Below are 16,841 nucleotides of genomic sequence, written 5' to 3' on the forward strand. Positions count from 1 at the left end.
GTCAGGCCGCTGCCGCAACGCGCAGGTGCTCCGCGATCCAGTGATCGAGGTCGGTAAGTGCCCGCGCGGTGATCGCCTGCTTCTTGGCGACGGTCTTCTCGTTGCCGCGCAGCCGCGAGCCGTCCGGCTTCTTGGTCGGAGCGCTGGCGAGCGGCGGGAACAGACCGAAATTGATGTTCATCGGCTGGAACGAGCGCGTTCCGGCGTCGATGGTTTCGATGTGGCCGCCGGTGATGTGGCCGAGCAACGCGCCGAGCGCGGTGGTGGCCGGCGGTGTCGTCAGCGCGGCGCCGCGCATGTCGGCGGCGGCGCAGAGGCCTGCAATCAGGCCGACGCTGGCCGACTCGACGTAGCCCTCGCAGCCGGTCATCTGGCCGGCGAAGCGCAGCCGCGGCTGCGCGCGCAGGCGCAGCTGCCCGTCGAGCAGTTTCGGCGAATTCAGGAAGGTGTTGCGATGCAGGCCGCCGAGGCGCGCGAACTCCGCGTTCTCGAGGCCCGGGATGGTGCGGAACACGCGCTGCTGCGCGCCATGCTTCAGCTTGGTCTGGAAGCCGACGATGTTGTAGAGCGTCCCGAGCTTGTTGTCCTGCCGCAACTGGACGATCGCATAGGGCTTCACGGTCGGATTATGCGGATTGGTCAGTCCGACCGGCTTCATCGGCCCGTGGCGCAGCGTCTCATGGCCGCGCTCGGCCATCACCTCGACCGGCAGGCAGCCGTCGAAATACGGCGTGTTGGTCTCCCAGTCCTTGAAGTCGACCTTCTCGCCGTCGAGCAGCGCCGCGACGAAGGCATCGTACTGCTCTTTCGTCATCGGGCAGTTGATGTAGTCGGCGCCGGTGCCGCCGGGACCGACCTTGTCGTAGCGCGACTGAAACCAGGCCACCGACATGTCGATGGAATCCTTGTGCACGATCGGCGCGATCGCATCAAAGAACGCCAGCGCGTTCTCGTCGGTCAGCTGCCTGATGGCGTCGGCGAGCGGTGCCGAGGTGAGGGGGCCGGTCGCGACGATGACGTTGCTCCAGTCGGCCGGCGGCAGCCCTGCGACTTCCTCGCGGCTGATCTCGATCAGCGGATGGTCGTTCAGCGCCTCGGTGACGGCGGCGGAAAAGCCGTCGCGATCGACCGCCAGCGCGCCGCCGGCGGGCACCTGATTGGCATCGGCCGAGCGCATGATGAGCGAGCCCAGCCGCCGCATCTCGGCGTGCAGCAGCCCCACGGCATTGTTGGCGGCATCGTCGGAGCGGAACGAGTTCGAGCAGACCAGTTCGGCGCAGCCTTCGGTCCGATGCGCCTCGGTCATCCGCTGCGGGCGCATTTCGTGCAGGACGGCGCGGATGCCGGAATTGGCGACCTGCCAGGCGGCTTCCGAGCCGGCGAGCCCCGCGCCCACGATGTGCACGGGTTGGGAAGAGGAGTGATGCGGTGTCATCGCGCAGCGTTAGCGCGTTTCGAGATCATATGCATCTGAAACCACACCACAAACGATAACGCCCGCTGCAGGAGCGGGCGTTATCCGTTCACTAGATGGCTTGCGGCCGGTTAGCCGTTGTAGGTACCGGCGGCAACGCGCGGAATGTCCGAGCGGTCGAGGCCGATATCGGCCAGTTCGCGATCGCTGAGCTGGGACAGTTCGCTGACATTGCGCTGATAATCCCGGAAAGCCTGGATCATGCGGATGAGCGAGAGCAACATGGTAGTCTCCTAGTAGTTCAGATTCAGCTTTTCCAAAGCCTCATCGTTGAAGTGAATATAGATGATATAGTGCAGTGCGGTAGTTCCAATGTTGCGATGCAGCTAGGCTCAAAACGCATGGCGGAGGTAAGTTCCGGTTAACCGTTTGGAGCATCGAGAGCAGGGCCGGAGACGGAAGTTCCGTCGGCCTCGTGCCCTCGATAAAATTATCTACAGATCAGTGAGTTGAAGCAATTGCCCTGACCTCTGCCGCGCCACTAATGTGGTAATTAAAGACCGTGGGATCAAGCTGAAATGCCGTTGTGAGTGAATGATCACATCGATGTGTTCCATGCGTGATTCGCATGCACCGTCTTGCCATTAGAAATGATTTTTTATTCATTATATGGCGGCGCCGAGCGCTCGGCAGGCAGTGTGTCAATAAGCCGCATTGACAGGTGGGTAATCGGGCACGGGCGCGCGGCGCGGATTTCGGCCGGGTGCCGGCCGTCGGCGGCATTGAGTGCTGATTATCAGAAATCCTTCGATTGAAGTGAACGCGTCGAGCAACGCTAATGCGGCGTTGCTTCCTTACCGGCTTGTAATCAAAACACTATGCAACGCATGCGCGATGCGCGCGCAGCGCTCATCACATTCGTATCGCGTGAAGTTCATTCTGAACGCTGCCGGGAACAGCGAATAATCGTTCCGCAGATTCCGCAATCACGCAGGTTTCTGTTCAAGAACAAAAGATGGAACATCCCATGATCAAGACATTGATCGCAGCGACCACCATGGCTGCCGTCGTCTACGCTGTCGCTCCCGCTCAGGCCGCTCATCGCCACATGGGCGTCGGCTGCAGCGGTGCCAATTTCGGCAAGACTGAAGCGGCCGTCGAAGCCATGGCTGACAATGAGGTCAAATTCGCGGCGGAGAAGGAAGTCTCGCTCGCCCAGGACGCGATGCTGAACAACAAGTGGGGCGCATGCGGCGCGCACCTCAGCAAGGCTGCCGAAGCCAGCATGGCGAAGTAAGCTTTGATCATGACGATAAGGGCCGATTGCCTGGGGCAATCGGCCCTTTTTATTTGGGCTCAAGCGTGATCGGCGGGATTGAATCAGGACCCAGCGTTCGCGATCAAGCTTTGAAGCGCCGGTCGAATGCCCTTCACGTGTTCTGGATGGAGTGGCCGATGATCAGCCCTCTTCGCGCCGATTCACGCACGTCCGAGGGAGGCGCCCCATATTGCCGGCGAAAGGTACGGTTGAAATAGGATACGTCGCCGAAACCAACTTCAAAGGCGACCGCGCTTACAGGCCGATCGGCGTAGCGCGGATTGACGAGCAATCGATGCGCTCGCGCGAGACGCCGCTCAAGCACGAATTGTGAAAATGAGGTCCCGTCGCCTTCAAACATCCGCTGCACTTGGCGGGGGGTGACGCCGTGCCGCCGCGCGACAGCCGCTACCGTGAGATTACCATGATTGAGATGGTCGATGATGTCGGCCTTGATGGCACGCAGCCGCGCTGCGCGGACGCCCCGCCCATCGGCAAGAGCCGCGGCATCTCTCGTTGCGCCGAGCGCCACAGCGATCAGATCGTGCACATGCGAGGCCACGTGGTGCCGTAGCTGGGGCGTGGCAAGCGCATAATCCTCCTGCAGCGCTCCAACATAGCTCACCAGCAATTTCAGCGCTTCGGTGGAGCGCGCAATGGGCTGCATCACGGAGGAATCGATGCTGCTCACCAGCGGCGCCAGCGCCGGCCGCGGAACGTGAAGGCACAGAATATTCGCCGGGGAGGGGCAGACCATCGCGACCGGATCCGCCGAGCTGAGCAGCAGCCCGTCGCCGGCGGTCCACGTGACCTCGTGTCCGCGCTGCACCATCATGGCATCGTGCGAACCGATCACCAGGACAAGCCCGTCGTTGCCATCCGCCAACTGTTCGGCGCCCCGCTCGTAGCGAAACGCCGACATGCTGGCTGACGTGATGGACAGCCCGGGCAGCATCCGCACGGTCACGTCCGCATGCAAGGAATGATCCGGCAGTGGCGCGAGATCGGCCTTCAGCACCAGCCGGCCGTACAGGTCGCGCCATGCGGCCATGCGGTCCTGCTCGGCAAAATCCGCCAGGGAGAACCGGGAAAGTGCAACGTCGTCAGCCGTCGAGGTCATCGGGAAACTCAGGGTGTCGCAACATGTGTCGGCGAATTGCCGCATCCCGTTCACCGGGATGACCCGGTTCGGCGGCAACAAACGCACGCGACGCAGGGCTTCTAACCAATGACTCGGCTCTGTCAAAGCGCCCTACATATGTTCCATTCGCGGCTCGCCCCTGCGGCAGGTGCAGTCCGAGGTGGAAAGCACCTCCCATTGGCCGAAACGCATACAAATTGAATTGCCGACCCGTCAGGTCGTTTTCAGCCGATGCGCTGTCGTGCCTGTCCTAGCCGGCGGGCTGACAAATCACTAGAACCCATCTCGCAGGATTGACCTGCTCGCAAAAGGATAAAAGGTGGCTTTGGCACTACTATTGCGTGTTGTCGTGCCCGGCGACGTCAGGGTTGCCATGGGCATCGTCGGCGTGCAGGCCGCGTTCCTCGAAATGCTGCCGCTTGCCCGGATCCTGTACCGGACCGCAATACCCAAGTCGTCGCCGGCCGGAGTGGCAAAGCTCACAGTTCGAAACTCATGCGCGCACTGATCCACGCCGCGGCGTGGCTTGTCCTCGTCGCGGGAAGCAACCCATCCGCTGCCGAAGGCGCAGCAACTTCCTGCCAGCTGATCAATGGTAAGTCGATGATGCAGGCCGAACTGATGTTTGGACGTCAGATCGCCGGACATGGCCGCGTGTCGGAGGCCCAATGGTCGGACTTCCTCAAGAGGGAGGTGACACCGCGGTTTCCAGATGGATTGACCTTGCTCAGGGCTTCCGGCCAGTGGCGGGATCAGGACACGGGCCGGATTGCACACGAGCAGTCCTTTGTCGTGCGCATCATCGCTGCCGAGACCCCGGAGACCTTGGCACGCTTGAAAGAGATCGGCTCCGCGTACAAGCAGCGCTTTCACCAACAGTCGGTTGGCCTCACGCTCTCGACCACTTGCGCATCGTTCTGACCACTCGCTGCAACCGCAATTATGGCGAGATACCTTACGGCGCCTTGGCGAGTTGGGTGGCGAAGTAGCCGATCGTCTTGGCGTACACCTCGCTCTTATTCCACTGCTGGATGACCGCGAAATTCTCGCTGCCGGGCTCCCAGCCCTTGCCCTTCTTCCAGCCGTAGCTCTTGAGGAAGTTCGCCGTGGAGGCCAGCACGTCCGGCACGTTGTGCAGCAGGTCGCGCTTGCCGTTGCCGTCAAAGTCGACCGCGAACTTGATGTAGGACGACGGCATGAACTGGGTCTGGCCGATCTCGCCGGCCCAGGCGCCGCGCATCTCCTGCGGAGCGAGATCGCCGCGCTCGACGATGCGCAGGGCATCCATCAACTCGGCCTTGAACATGTCGGAGCGGCGGCAATCATAGGCCAGCGTCGCCAGCGAGCGCAGGGTCGGAAACTTGCCGGTGTTGACGCCGAAATCGGTTTCCAGGCCCCAGATCGCGACCAGGATTTCGCCGGGCACGCCGTAGGCTTCCTCGATACGCGACAGCACCGAACCGTAGCGCTTCATCATGTCGGAGCCGCGATTGAGTCGCGGCGGCACCATGCGGCCCGAGAACTGCTCAAAGGTCTGGCTGAACACCTGCTGCGAGTGGTCACGCGCCAGGATCGCCTTGTCCTGCGTGACGCCATTCAACCCGGCCTGGATCGCGTTCTGTGAAATGCCCTTTGTCGCGGCCTCTTTCTTGAAATCGTCGAGCCAGGACTCGAACGTGCCTGTGCCGCATTGGGCGGCGAGCGCGGACGCGGTCGAGGTCAGGAGCCACGCCCCAACGGCGAGCGTTTGAAAGGACAAGCGAGAGGTCATAGGCAATTTCACTCCGGAATCTGCGATACCAGCGATTGGTCGCGAAAGGCGGCGGGTATGTTCGCGGCAACAGCGGCCAAAACAAGGCTCGTGATCGGGCCGTTTTTCTCAGGTCGCGCTGCAAATGCCACGCCAATTTCACATCCATTTGACGGTCCGTGACGACAAACCGCCGACCGAAACATATCGGCCGGCGGTTGCCGTGACGTTTACGAGTAAGGGGTGACCGGCGCCTATCCGCGATCGCTGCGCCGCCAGGGGAACAGGTTGGCGGGGAAGTCGGCGGCGGGCTTGCGCTCGCGTGGCTCGGGGAATACCGGCCGAGCGTTCGGATCCTTGACGATGACCTCGCGATAGAGATGCCAGGTGGCGTGGCCGAGCAGGGGGATCACGACGGCAAGTCCGAGGAAGAACGGGATCGTGCCGAGCACCAGCAGCACCGCGACGATCAGGCCCCAGGCCGCCATCGGCACCGGGTTCTGCGCGACGGCGCGCATCGACGTAACCATGGCTTCGCCGGCGGTTGCCTGGCGGTCGAGCATCATGGGGAAGGCGACCACGCTGATGCAAAGCGCAACGAGCGCGAACAGGAAGCCGACGCTGCAGCCGACCACGATCAGCCACCAGCCTTGCGGGGTGGTGAGCACGCGGCCGGCGAAATCGGGAATGTCAGCCGCAACCGCATAACCGAACACCGCCGTGTAGATCGCCTGCGCGGTCGCAATCCAGGTCACGAACAGTGCGAACAGGATCGTTCCGACGCCGAGCATTGCGCCAAATGACGGCGAGCGGAATACTTGAATGGCGTCCCACGCGGAGGCTTCACCGCCGTCCTCGCGGCGGCGGCTCATCTCGTAGAGGCCGATCGCGGCAAACGGGCCGAGCAGGGCAAAGCCCGCGGTCAGCGGAAACAGCAAGGGCAGCACGGAATAGCCGTGCACGGTGCGCGCGAGAACGATGCCGAGCACCGGATAGATCAGGCACAGGATGATGGCGTGGCTTGGCACCGCCTTGAAGTCTTCCCAGCCGAGACGCAGTGCTTGGTGCAAATCGGACAGGCCGATGGTGCGGATGACGGGCGCAGATGCGGCATCTTCTCCGCCCTGCGTCATCGACGTGACATTGCCTTGGTATGGTGTGGCCATGGTCGTTGTCTCCCTCTGGGCGGGCGCATTCTGCGCCCGGCGCGCGGGCACAAACGTACCGCCTCTCGAAGCGATCACGAGCAAGCCAGACGCGAAAGACAGAGCAGGGAACTGGCCGTGTCGCGAACTGTTGTGTGAGGGTACTCCCAAACCGCGCCAAAAGCACTCACGCTTAAGTGAATGTCGCATTGGCAAGGTATTGAGGGGGCGATACACTTGAACTGCGACCGCGGTCAGCCGGCGCATTGCCGTGTGGCCTTCACATCTCAACTCTCTTGGGAGCGAACGATGAGCATTTTCGGAAAAATCATGGGCGCGATCTTCGGCAGCAGCGCCAGCGCCGCGCCCGCGGGCGGAACGGCCACAAGCGCAGCTCCCGCCGGTGGCTCCGGCAGCGCGTCGCCGTCTCCCGCCGCAGTGCCCGCCGGTGCCGCGCCCGCGCAGTCCGTTGACGTCGCCCCCATCCTCGACAAGGCGGTTGCCGCGAAGGGCGAGAAACTCGAGTGGCGGACCTCGATCGTCGACCTGATGAAGGCGCTCGACATCGACTCCAGCCTGTCGGCCCGCAAGGAGCTCGCCAAGGAGCTTGGCTACAGCGGCGACACCAACGATTCCGCCAGCATGAACATCTGGCTGCACAAGCAGGTGATGACCAAGCTCGCGGCCAATGGCGGCAAGCTGCCCCCTGATATCAAGCACTGACGGGATCATCATCCCGTACACGGAAAGGGCCCGCGCCACCGCGGGCCCTTTTTTATGGAGCGGCAAGCCTCTATAGATCAGCCAACAAGAAGGAGAACATCCATGACTGATCTCGATCGCCGGACGGTGCTTGCGACCGGCGCCCTCGCGCTGGCCGGCGCCGCCGCGCAATCCGCCCCGGCCCAGGCCGAGACCGCGCCGAAGGCGATGTTTCCGGTACCGGCGGTGACGATCCCGATCGTCGGTGCCACCGAGGTGTTCCAGGTCCGCCGCATCTACTGCATCGGGCGCAACTACGCAGCCCATGCGATCGAGCGCGGCTCCGACCCGACCCGCGAGCCGCCGTTCTTCTTCCAGAAACCGACCGATGCGATCCAGAATGTCGCGATCGGCACGGTCGCCGACCATCCCTATCCGTCGCTGACCAAGAACTATCACCACGAGGTCGAACTGGTCGCCGCGCTGAAGTCCGGCGGCAGCAACATTCCCGCCGACAAGGCGCTCGAGCATGTCTACGGCTACGCGCTCGGCCTCGACATGACGCGGCGCGATTTGCAGAACGGCATGGCTGCGGAGAAGAAGCCGTGGGAGATCGGCAAGAGCTTCGACCATGCGGCGGTGCTCGGGCCGATCCATCCGGCTGACAAGACCGGCCACTTCACGCAGGGCGCGATCTCGCTCGCGGTCAACGGCAAGGTGCGGCAGAGCTCGGATCTGAAGAACATGATCTGGAGCGTCGCCGAGCAGATCGCCAAGCTCTCAGAAGCGTTCGAGCTGAAGGCCGGCGACATCATCTATTCCGGAACGCCGGAGAATGTCGGCCCGGTCGTCAAGGGTGACGTGCTGCTCTGCAAGCTCGAGGGCCTGCCCGACATGTCGATCAAGATCGTCTGACCAAAGCGGCGCTAGCCGGCGAGATCCGCATATTCCGGGTGCTTGTTGAGGTAGTCCACCACGAAGCCGCAGCCGGCGATCACCTTGCGGCCGTCGGCGCGGATCAGCTCGAGTGCGCCCTTGACCAGCTCCGATGCAATGCCGCGGCCGCGCAGGGCGCGCGGTGTCTCGGTATGGGTGATGATCACGGTCGCCGGCGTCCGCCGGTAGTTCGCAAAGGCGAGACCGCCCTCGGTGTCGAGCTCGAAGCGGTTTTGATCCCTGTTGTCGCGCACGGCGGCCATCGCAAAATCCTGACTTGATTCACCCGCCTTGATCTAAGCGCGTGAACCGGCCGGTGCAAAGCCGCGACCAACCCGCATATTGGCATTTGTGGATTGACGATATGCGCATTCTGGCCTGCCTGACCGCCGTATTGCTCGGCGCCGCCCTGACGCTGCCAAATCCCCCGCAAGCCGCGGCAGCCGATGATCCGAGCTGGCAGACCTGCATCGGCCCCACGACCGCGCCGGGCGACCGCGTGACCGCCTGCACGGCTGTCATCGACGGCAAGACCCAGACCGGCAGGCATCTGGCCGGTGCCTATTGCAACCGCGGCCATGGACTGACCGAGAAGCGCGAGTTCGACGCCGCGCTCGCCGACCTCAACGAGGCGATCAAGCTCGATCCGGCATTTGCCTGCGCCTACACCAACCGTGGCCGTGTCTACGCCTTCAAGAATGATCTCGATCATGCCATCGCCGACTACGGCGAGGCGATCCGGATCGATCCGGGTTTTGCCATGGCCTACAACAATCGCGGCGATGCCTGGCTCAACAAGGGTGATCTCGACCGCGCGCTGGCCGATCTCGATCTCGCGATCAAATACAACCCGCAGCTCTCCACGGCCTATGGCAATCGCGGCTTCGTCTACTACCGCAAGCACGACGCGGCGCATGCGATCGCCGACTACAGCGCCGAGATCAAGCTCGATCCCAACGTGCTTGCTTACATCAATCGCGGCAATGTCTACCGCGATGCCGAGCAGCTCGATCGTGCCGCCGCCGACTACGGCGAGGCCACGAAGCTTGCACCGACCGATGCGCGCGGCTGGCGCAACCGTGGCCTGATGCGGCTGTTTCAGGGCGACAACAAGGGCGGGATCGCCGACTACGACAAAGCGCTGCAATACGATCCCGCCGACGTCTATTCCTGGAACAACCGCGGCCAGGCCAAGCTGCGGCTCGGCGACAAGAAAGGCGCGGCGGCCGATCTCCGCAAGGCGCTGGAGTTGCAGCCCGATCTGAAGACCGCCAGGGAAGCGCTGGCGCGGCTCGACGGGGCACGGTGATGCACGGCTCCGGCGGCCAACAATCCTGCCGCATCGCACACACGCCGATCGGGCCTTGCGGGCCGATGCAATTCGATTAGGCTTGAGCGAGACATACGCCCGTGATGCGGCCCGATGGTCGTCTGGTACGGAGTGGTGAGGCCGGCCGCTGACGTATGCCCCTTGTCGCAAGGAGGTTCGTCATGTCGGACAATCGTTTCTTCGGCACACACCGCCCCTGGGAGGACTGGCTCGGCATGCTGCTTGGCGTGCTGATCATGGTCTCGCCCTGGTTTCCGCTGCAGGTCAGCGACGTCGTCGATGTCGAGCGCAGCCACCTCGTCCTCAACAGCTTCGTGGTCGGGATGCTGGTGCTGGGCCTTGCCCAGCTCGAATATGTCGCGCTGCATCGCTGGGAGGAGGTGGCGAGCATCCTGCTCGGCCTCTGGCTGATGGCGTCGCCGAGTATCTTCGGCTATTCGGAAGACCAGACGCTGCAGCTCTGGCACATCCTGCTCGGCGCGCTGGTCGCGCTGATCGGCGCACTACAGCTCTGGCAGGACTGGAACCTGACCGAGCAGGACCTGGCCAAGTATCCGCAGTAGCGGTTGGAGCTGGACAGATCGGGTTAGCCGCCGCCGGCGCGGTATCATCGCGCCGCGCCTGGCGGGCCTTGCCGAGGCGCGCTGCTTGGCGATAAACCGGGTGGTACCAACCCCTTGCGGCGCTTGAAGACGCCCGGTTCTGACCAAGGAAACACCCGATGACCGTCCTGACCATGCCCTGTCTGTTGTGCGTATCGGCGGGGCTGCAATGAGCGGGACGGCTGCTGCCGCGCCGCGCGGCGGGATCGCGCGGGTGTCGCGCCGGGTGATGAACCTCGCCTACATCCTGACCCAGAACGCCCGGCGTCACGGCGATCGTCCCGGTTTCATCTGGAACGAGAAGGCCTGGTCCTGGCGCCATATCGACCAGAACGTCTCGGCACTGGCGGCGGCGCTGGCTGCGCGTGGTATCGGCAAGGGCGACCGCATCCTGGTGCATTCCAAGAACTGCGACGAGATGTTCTGGTCGATGTTCGCAGCGTTCCGGCTCGGCGCGGTCTGGGTACCGACAAATTTCCGCCTGATGCCGGACGAGGTCGCCTATCTGGCGACCGCCTCCGGCGCCAAGGCGTTTCTGTGCCATGCCGATTTCCCCGAGCACGCCAGGGCAGCCGCCAATCCGGCGCTCGAATTCGTCTGGCGGATCGGTGAGCAAAACAGCTTGGGCGAGCAACGCACGTTCGGCGAGGCGACCGTCGGTGACGTCATCGCCAGGCACGCCGGCGCCTCAATCGAGAACGTTGCCGTCGAGTACGACGATCCCTGCTGGTTCTTCTTCACCTCCGGCACCACGGGCCGCTCCAAGGCCGCGGTGCTGACCCATGGCCAGATGGCGTTCGTGATCACCAACCATCTCGCCGACCTGATGCCCGGCACCACCGAGGACGACGCCTCGCTCGTGGTGGCGCCGCTGTCGCATGGCGCCGGCGTGCATCAACTGGTGCAGAGCGCGCGCGGCGTGCCGACCATCCTGCTGCCGTCGGAGAAATTCGACATCGCGGAGGCGTTCCGGCTGATCGCCAAGCATCGCGTCAGCAACATGTTCACGGTGCCGACCATCCTGAAGATGATGGTCGAGCATCCCGCGGCCGACCAACACGACCATTCCTCGCTGCGCTACATCATCTATGCCGGCGCGCCGATGTATCGCGAGGACCAGAAGGCCGCGCTAAACAAGCTCGGCGGCGTGCTGGTGCAGTATTTCGGCCTCGGCGAGGTCACCGGCAACATCACCGTGCTGCCGCCCGGCCTGCATGATCCCGAGGACGGCCCGCATGCGCGGATCGGCACCTGCGGCTTCGAGCGCACCGGCATGCAGGTCTCGATCCAGGGCGACGACGGCCGTGAGCTGAAGCCGCATGAGACCGGCGAGATCTGCGTGATCGGGCCCGGCGTGTTCGCGGGCTATTACGATAATCCGGATGCCAATGCGAAGGCGTTCCGCGACGGCTGGTTCCGCACCGGCGACCTCGGCCACATGGACGAGGAGGGCTTTGTCTACATCACCGGCCGTGCCTCCGACATGTACATCTCCGGCGGCTCCAACATCTATCCGCGCGAGATCGAGGAGAAGCTGTTGACCCATCCCGCGGTCGGCGAGGTCGCGGTGCTCGGCGTGCCCGATCCGTTCTGGGGCGAGGTCGGCATCGCGGTCTGCGTCGCGCGCGAGGGCACCGAGGCGGTCGCCGAGGCGGAGCTTGCCGCCTATCTCGCGCCGAAGGTGCCGCGCTACAAGATGCCGAAGCGCTTCTTCTTCTGGGAGGCGCTGCCGAAATCCGGCTATGGCAAGGTGCCGAAGCGGCTGATCCGCGACGAGCTCGAGGCACGCGGGCTGCTCGAGGTGATCGCCAAATCGCCGGGCGCGTAGAGCGATGCGCAGCATAGCCCAGCCCGGCGCTCCCATTCCCGAGCGCATCCAATGGGTCGCCGCGCGCGGCCGCGCCTTTTCGTTCGTGCTCGAGGCCGGCATCCCCTTGCTCGAAGCGGTGCGCCGCGGCTTTGCGGCGGAAGGCTTTTCCGGCGGCGTGCTGAGCGCGACGCGTGGGGCGCTCGGGCCGTTCGCCTATGTGATGCCGGCGCTGTCCAGGGACGGCGTCAACGCGGCGTTCTACAGCGACACGTTTCGCCCTGACGGCTTGACGCGGCTCAAGCTCGCGGCGCTGACCTTCGGTGAACGCGACGGCGCGCCGTTCTTTCATTGCCACGGATTGTGGACCGAGGCCGACGGCCGCTTCAACGGCGGACACATGCTCCCCGACGAGACCATCGTCGCCGAGCCGTTCGAGGTCAGCGCGTTCGGGATCGACGGTGCGACCTTCCTGGCCGAGCCCGACAGCGAGACCAATTTCAAGCTGTTCGGTCCGGTCGCCCGCGCGCCCGCTGGTGCGAAGACCACCAGCCATGCCTTCGCGTTGCGGCTGCGCCCGAACCAGGATTTCGCCTGCGCCCTGGAAGGCTTCTGCCGCCACCACGGTATCCTGCGCGCGCGGCTGCATGGCGGGGTCGGTTCGACCATCGGCGCGGTCTTCAGCGACGGCCACAACGTGGTGCCGTTCGCGACCGAACTCGCGGTGACTGCCGGGCAGATCGCGGCCGACGAAGACGGCCTGCTGCACGCCGAGCTCGACATCGCGCTGGTCGACTATCTCGGCGGCATCGCCGAGGGCCGGCTGGTGCGCGGCGACAATCCGGTGCTGATGACGATGGAGCTCGTGCTCGAAGTGCTGGAGGAGGCAGAGCGGCCGTAGCGTGTCGCCTCGATTGCGGCATTTGCTGGAGCCGATATCGCGCCGCGTCCTCCGCTGTCGTCCCGGCGAAGGCCGGGACCCAATACCCCAAATGGTGGTGGTTGCGCGACGCTGGGGCACCAGCTGTTTTCGACATCTCGCCCCTGTGGTTATGGGTCCCGGCCTTCGCCGGGACGACACTGAGGGTGTGGCGTCGCTTGTGAGACACAGGTCCGCATTCTCGCGACGTGGCGGCAGGGGATATCACCGCCGTTTGCGAACATGGATGTTGATGTCGAGGTCGATCGTGCTCACGCAGGTCTGTTCGGAGCGATGCGAGCCACCCTCGTGCCAGCGGCCCTCGCGCAGACTGATGTCGCTGACATGAGCGAGCCGCAGGCAGCGCCATTGCGGCAGTTTGCCGGAGCTCGCGCCGGCGAACTGCCAGGCCAGCACGACCTCTTCACCGCTCTTGTTGTGGCCGATGATGTGCGGGCACAGCTCGCGCGGCCGGCCGTCATAGGTGCAGGCGACCTGTTGCTCGGTGAGGATTGCCTCGCGGAGGAGGACGTAGGCCTTGCTGGGCACTGGGACATCGAACCATCTAGGATTGCCGAGGGCTCCTATCATAAACTGGGCGCCCCGCCGTTGTTTCCCCGGATCCGTGCACATGGCCAGACGAAACCGCCCGATCAACATGCCCGCGCCGTATCTGAAGCGCGTCTGGCTCGATCCCGAGCGCATTCCCGATCGTGATGCCTATCCGTTCGTGCTGCCGCTGCTGCGTGACGAATTCGAGCTCGGCTTCGACAAGGCGATCACCATCATCGTCGGCGAGAACGGCACCGGCAAGTCGACGCTGCTGGAGGGCATCGCCGTGATGGCCGGCTATGACGATGCCGGCGGCGGCAAGGGGTATCGCGCGGTCGACCATGGCCGTGCGCTGGAGAAAATGGGCGGCTCGCTTGCGTCGGCGCTGCGCGCGAGCTGGCTGCCAAAGATCACCAACGGCTGGTTCTTCCGCGCCGAGAGCTTCTTCTCGGTCGCGAGGTATCTGGACGAAGCAGCGCGGGACGCCGGCGGGCCGCCGCCGGACTTCCTGTCGCATTCGCACGGGGAGGGCTTCCTGCGCTTCTTCGAGGAGCGCTGCCAGCGGCAGGGCATCTTCATCTTCGACGAGCCGGAATCCGCGCTGTCGCCCTCGCGGCAGATCGAATTCCTCAAGCTGTTGCACCGGATGAACGGCACCGGCCACTGCCAGGTGATCATGGCCACGCATTCGCCGGTCCTGATGGCCTATCCGGACGCGACACTGCTGCGGCTGGCGAAGTATGGCCTCGAACCGGTGAGCCTGAAGGACACGGATCACTTCAAGGTCATGCGGGAGTTCTGCGACGACCCGAAGGGGTTCGTCGAGGCGGCGATCGAGGAGTAAGGCGGAGAGGCTTGTCCCACGGCGAAGTTCAGACTTCGCTCTGGTGCAAGAAGCCGCTTTCCATATGGTCCAGAATACCGAAACAAGCTTCGGCACGCGCCTGGCGTGATGACCGGAAAATGGGGAGACAAGGATGAGGCGGACGATCACAAGGGCTGGCGTCGTGGTGGCGGCGATGGCCGTGTTGGGGGCCGCGTGGGCGCATGGGCCGACCCGCCAGAAGGTGCGGGAATCCATCGAGATCGACGCGCCGCAGGCGAAGGTATGGGCGGTGATCGGCAATTTCCAGGACATGAGCTGGCTCGCCGGCGTCAGCAAGACCGAGGGCGAGAAGGGCAACGAGATCGGCGCGACGCGGCGGCTGACGTTGGCGCCCGGCATCACCATCGACGAGGAGCTCTACAAATACGAGCCCGAGATGATGAGCTATTCGTACCGGATCACGGCCGTCGACGTGAAGGTGCTGCCGGTCACCAATTATTCCTCGACGCTGTCGGTGTCGCCAGCGCCTGGCGGCAAGGCGAAGCTGGAATGGGCCGGCGCGTTCTACCGCGGCTTTCCGAACAACGACCCGCCGCCGGAGCTGAACGACGAGGCCGCGGTCAAGGCGGTGAGCGGGCTCTACAAGGGTGGCCTGGAAGCGCTGAAGAAGAAGATCGAGAGCGGAAGCTGAGCATGCGCGCGGTCGCGCTGCTGGCGCTGCTCGCCGGGCTCGGCGGTGCGCGCGCCGAAGAGGCCTTCGTCACCAACCAGCTCAGCGACGATCTCACGGTGGTCGATCTCGCGACCGCAAAGCCGCTCGCGACGATCGCGATCGGCGGCAAGCCCGCGGGCGTGGCCGTCAGCCATGACGGCTGCTTCGCCTATGTGACGAGCCCGGACGCCAAGGCGGTCACGGTGGTCGACGCGTCGGCGCGAAAGGTGGTCGGCCGGGTCGATGTCGGCGGCGGGCCGCTCGGCATCGCGGTCGCACCCGACGGCGCGACCGTCTATGTCGCCGACTGGTACGCGGCGGCGGTGCGGGTGATCGACGCGAAGGAGCAGCGGGTCGTCGCCAGCCTCGCAGTCGGCGCATCGCCGTCAGGGCTTGCGTTGACGCCGGACGGGCGGCTGCTGCTCTCGGCCGACCGCGACGACGACAGCGTCTCCATAACAGACACATCAACGCATGAGCGGCGGGGGATCGTGAAGGTCGGCACCCGTCCGTTCGGCATCACCGTCGATGCCGAGGGCAAGCGCGCCTACACCGCCAATGTCGGCTCCAACGACGTCTCGGTGATCGACATCGCGACCGCGCACGAAATCGGCCGTGTCCATGTCGGCCTGCGCCCCTATGCGGTGGCGCTGGCGCAGGGCCGCGGCTTCGTCACCGACCAGTATGACGGCAAGGTCAGCGTGTTCGATCTCGCGACCTTGCAGCCGGTGAAGCGGATCACTGTCGGCGACTACCCCGAGGGCATCGAGGCGACCGCCGACGGCAAGCACATCGTGGTCGCGAACTGGGAGAGCAACACGCTCAGCGTGATCGATGCCGCCGAGATGAAGGTCACGGGCGAAATCAAGGTCGGCGATGGCCCAAGGGCTTTCGGGGCGTTCCTGAGGAGGACGGAGTAGGGCAAAGCTACGCATCCCGAAAATATCGAAAACAACCCCATGCAAAGGAGCAGGTTGCCGCCGGCAGTCGGACAACAAGCGGCTTGACACGTCGGGCAAATCAGCGATACGTTTCTATTATTCCGAAATAACGCGAGCGCGCCCCGCCGGAAGGGCTTCGCGACAAGCGGGAGCGGTCAATCCGTCCGATCGACCAGCCCGGATATCGCTTCGCGCATCCGGGCGAGTTGCCAGCCGCCTCCCGATATCGAGACTCACTGCTTGGTTTGCAGATAGGCGATGACGTCGGCGCGGTCGCGGGCGTCGCCGAGCCCCTTGAAGAACATCTTCACGCCGTGGACGTCGCCGCGGGGGTCGGCGAGATAGGAATCCAGCGCCGTCACGTCCCAAGGCGTCTTGTTGCCGCGCATCGCGTCTGAATAGTCAAACCCCTGGACCGACGCCGGCTGGCGGCCGACGACGTGCCACAGGCTCGGGCCGACCTTGTTCACGCCGACGTCGATCGAATGGCAGTTCTGGCAAATGCGCTGGAAGATGGCCTGGCCCGCGATCGGGTCACCATCGAGCGCCCAGGCGGGTGCAGCCGATGTCGCGAGCAGGGCGGTGGCGAGGGTCATGCTGCCGACGGCGCAGGCCACGGCGAATTTCGTCCCCATGATGAATTTCTCCGGAAACAGTTTGGATTGCAATTGGTGGGATGTCGGGTGGCGGGATGTCGGGTCGATCCAACTTCCCGGTTTGAGCATTGATCTTCGCGCGAACGCGTT

The 16,841-nt window shown here is 64.4% G+C and carries 20 protein-coding genes; 12 read left to right on the forward strand and 8 right to left on the reverse strand.

Annotated elements, in window-relative coordinates; genetic code table 11:
* Position 1 precedes the first annotated feature (1 nt).
* Positions 2–1,435 carry a methylenetetrahydrofolate--tRNA-(uracil(54)-C(5))-methyltransferase (FADH(2)-oxidizing) TrmFO gene (gene trmFO / locus CK489_RS27335; protein ID WP_095734453.1) on the reverse strand — a complete coding sequence of 478 codons (1,434 nt, stop codon included), beginning with the start codon at positions 1,433–1,435 and terminating at the stop codon, positions 2–4.
* Between the two features lie 110 nt (positions 1,436–1,545).
* The gene (locus CK489_RS27340) at positions 1,546–1,698 is read right to left on the reverse strand and encodes a DUF1127 domain-containing protein (protein ID WP_016846063.1); all 153 of its coding nucleotides are present in this window, start codon (positions 1,696–1,698) and stop codon (positions 1,546–1,548) included.
* 731 nt (positions 1,699–2,429) lie between these two features.
* Between CK489_RS27340 and CK489_RS27345 the strand changes: the two genes are divergently transcribed.
* Complete coding sequence (locus tag CK489_RS27345) at positions 2,430–2,711, forward strand: hypothetical protein (protein WP_050630559.1); 282 nt, start codon at positions 2,430–2,432, stop codon at positions 2,709–2,711.
* 133 nt (positions 2,712–2,844) lie between these two features.
* Here CK489_RS27345 and CK489_RS27350 read toward each other — a convergent pair whose 3' ends face one another.
* Complete coding sequence (locus tag CK489_RS27350) at positions 2,845–3,939, reverse strand: AraC family transcriptional regulator (protein ID WP_143278229.1); 1,095 nt, start codon at positions 3,937–3,939, stop codon at positions 2,845–2,847.
* A gap of 253 nt (positions 3,940–4,192) precedes the next feature.
* On the opposite strand from CK489_RS27350, the gene CK489_RS27355 reads away from it, so the two are divergent.
* Positions 4,193–4,381, forward strand: coding sequence for a hypothetical protein (locus CK489_RS27355; RefSeq protein WP_143278230.1), 189 nt, complete (start codon positions 4,193–4,195; stop codon positions 4,379–4,381).
* Positions 4,369–4,794 carry a DUF3574 domain-containing protein gene (locus tag CK489_RS27360; protein ID WP_095734456.1) on the forward strand — a complete coding sequence of 142 codons (426 nt, stop codon included), beginning with the start codon at positions 4,369–4,371 and terminating at the stop codon, positions 4,792–4,794. Before CK489_RS27355 ends, CK489_RS27360 begins: the two co-directional genes overlap by 13 nt.
* A gap of 34 nt (positions 4,795–4,828) precedes the next feature.
* On the opposite strand, the gene CK489_RS27365 is transcribed toward CK489_RS27360, so the two are convergent.
* Complete coding sequence (locus tag CK489_RS27365; RefSeq protein ID WP_050630561.1) at positions 4,829–5,644, reverse strand: lytic murein transglycosylase; 816 nt, start codon at positions 5,642–5,644, stop codon at positions 4,829–4,831.
* A 233-nt stretch (positions 5,645–5,877) separates the two neighbouring features.
* Positions 5,878–6,789 (reverse strand): DUF2189 domain-containing protein, encoded by a 912-nt coding sequence (locus CK489_RS27370; protein ID WP_095734457.1) that lies wholly within the window; start codon positions 6,787–6,789, stop codon positions 5,878–5,880.
* A 288-nt stretch (positions 6,790–7,077) separates the two neighbouring features.
* Between CK489_RS27370 and CK489_RS27375 the strand changes: the two genes are divergently transcribed.
* Together CK489_RS27375 and CK489_RS27380 are read left to right on the forward strand one after the other, a co-directional pair.
* Entirely contained in the window at positions 7,078–7,491 is a 414-nt protein-coding gene (locus CK489_RS27375) for a DUF3597 domain-containing protein (protein ID WP_050630562.1), read from the forward strand.
* Positions 7,492–7,593: 102 nt separating this feature from the next.
* On the forward strand, positions 7,594–8,385 hold the full coding sequence (locus tag CK489_RS27380; protein ID WP_095734458.1) for a fumarylacetoacetate hydrolase family protein: 792 nt from the start codon (positions 7,594–7,596) through the stop codon (positions 8,383–8,385).
* 11 nt (positions 8,386–8,396) lie between these two features.
* On the opposite strand, the gene CK489_RS27385 is transcribed toward CK489_RS27380, so the two are convergent.
* On the reverse strand, positions 8,397–8,669 hold the full coding sequence (locus CK489_RS27385; RefSeq protein WP_050630564.1) for a GNAT family N-acetyltransferase: 273 nt from the start codon (positions 8,667–8,669) through the stop codon (positions 8,397–8,399).
* 101 nt (positions 8,670–8,770) lie between these two features.
* Between CK489_RS27385 and CK489_RS27390 the strand changes: the two genes are divergently transcribed.
* From CK489_RS27390 to CK489_RS27405, 4 genes are all read left to right on the forward strand, one after another.
* Positions 8,771–9,715, forward strand: coding sequence for a tetratricopeptide repeat protein (locus CK489_RS27390; RefSeq protein WP_050630565.1), 945 nt, complete (start codon positions 8,771–8,773; stop codon positions 9,713–9,715).
* 182 nt (positions 9,716–9,897) lie between these two features.
* On the forward strand, positions 9,898–10,299 hold the full coding sequence (locus tag CK489_RS27395) for an SPW repeat protein (protein ID WP_050630566.1): 402 nt from the start codon (positions 9,898–9,900) through the stop codon (positions 10,297–10,299).
* A 208-nt stretch (positions 10,300–10,507) separates the two neighbouring features.
* Entirely contained in the window at positions 10,508–12,166 is a 1,659-nt protein-coding gene (locus CK489_RS27400) for an acyl-CoA synthetase (protein WP_095734459.1), read from the forward strand.
* 4 nt (positions 12,167–12,170) lie between these two features.
* Positions 12,171–13,046, forward strand: coding sequence for a PCC domain-containing protein (locus tag CK489_RS27405; RefSeq protein WP_095734460.1), 876 nt, complete (start codon positions 12,171–12,173; stop codon positions 13,044–13,046).
* 243 nt (positions 13,047–13,289) lie between these two features.
* Here CK489_RS27405 and CK489_RS27410 read toward each other — a convergent pair whose 3' ends face one another.
* Positions 13,290–13,613 carry a hypothetical protein gene (locus tag CK489_RS27410; protein WP_095734461.1) on the reverse strand — a complete coding sequence of 108 codons (324 nt, stop codon included), beginning with the start codon at positions 13,611–13,613 and terminating at the stop codon, positions 13,290–13,292.
* Between the two features lie 82 nt (positions 13,614–13,695).
* Here CK489_RS27410 and CK489_RS27415 point away from each other — a divergent pair, with 82 nt between their 5' ends.
* From CK489_RS27415 to CK489_RS27425, 3 genes are all read left to right on the forward strand, one after another.
* Positions 13,696–14,460, forward strand: a complete 765-nt coding sequence (locus CK489_RS27415; protein WP_095734462.1) for an AAA family ATPase — start codon at positions 13,696–13,698, stop codon at positions 14,458–14,460.
* 133 nt (positions 14,461–14,593) lie between these two features.
* A complete protein-coding gene (locus CK489_RS27420; protein ID WP_095734463.1) occupies positions 14,594–15,133 on the forward strand; it encodes an SRPBCC family protein in 540 nt (179 codons plus the stop codon).
* A 2-nt stretch (positions 15,134–15,135) separates the two neighbouring features.
* A complete protein-coding gene (locus tag CK489_RS27425) occupies positions 15,136–16,074 on the forward strand; it encodes a YVTN family beta-propeller repeat protein (RefSeq protein WP_095734464.1) in 939 nt (312 codons plus the stop codon).
* Between the two features lie 254 nt (positions 16,075–16,328).
* On the opposite strand, the gene CK489_RS27430 is transcribed toward CK489_RS27425, so the two are convergent.
* Complete coding sequence (locus CK489_RS27430) at positions 16,329–16,730, reverse strand: c-type cytochrome (RefSeq protein WP_245350512.1); 402 nt, start codon at positions 16,728–16,730, stop codon at positions 16,329–16,331.
* Positions 16,731–16,841 lie beyond the last annotated feature (111 nt).

Origin of the sequence: Bradyrhizobium sp. UFLA03-84, from assembly GCF_002289535.1 — a bacterium.
Taxonomy (GTDB): Bacteria; Pseudomonadota; Alphaproteobacteria; order Rhizobiales; family Xanthobacteraceae; genus Bradyrhizobium; species Bradyrhizobium viridifuturi.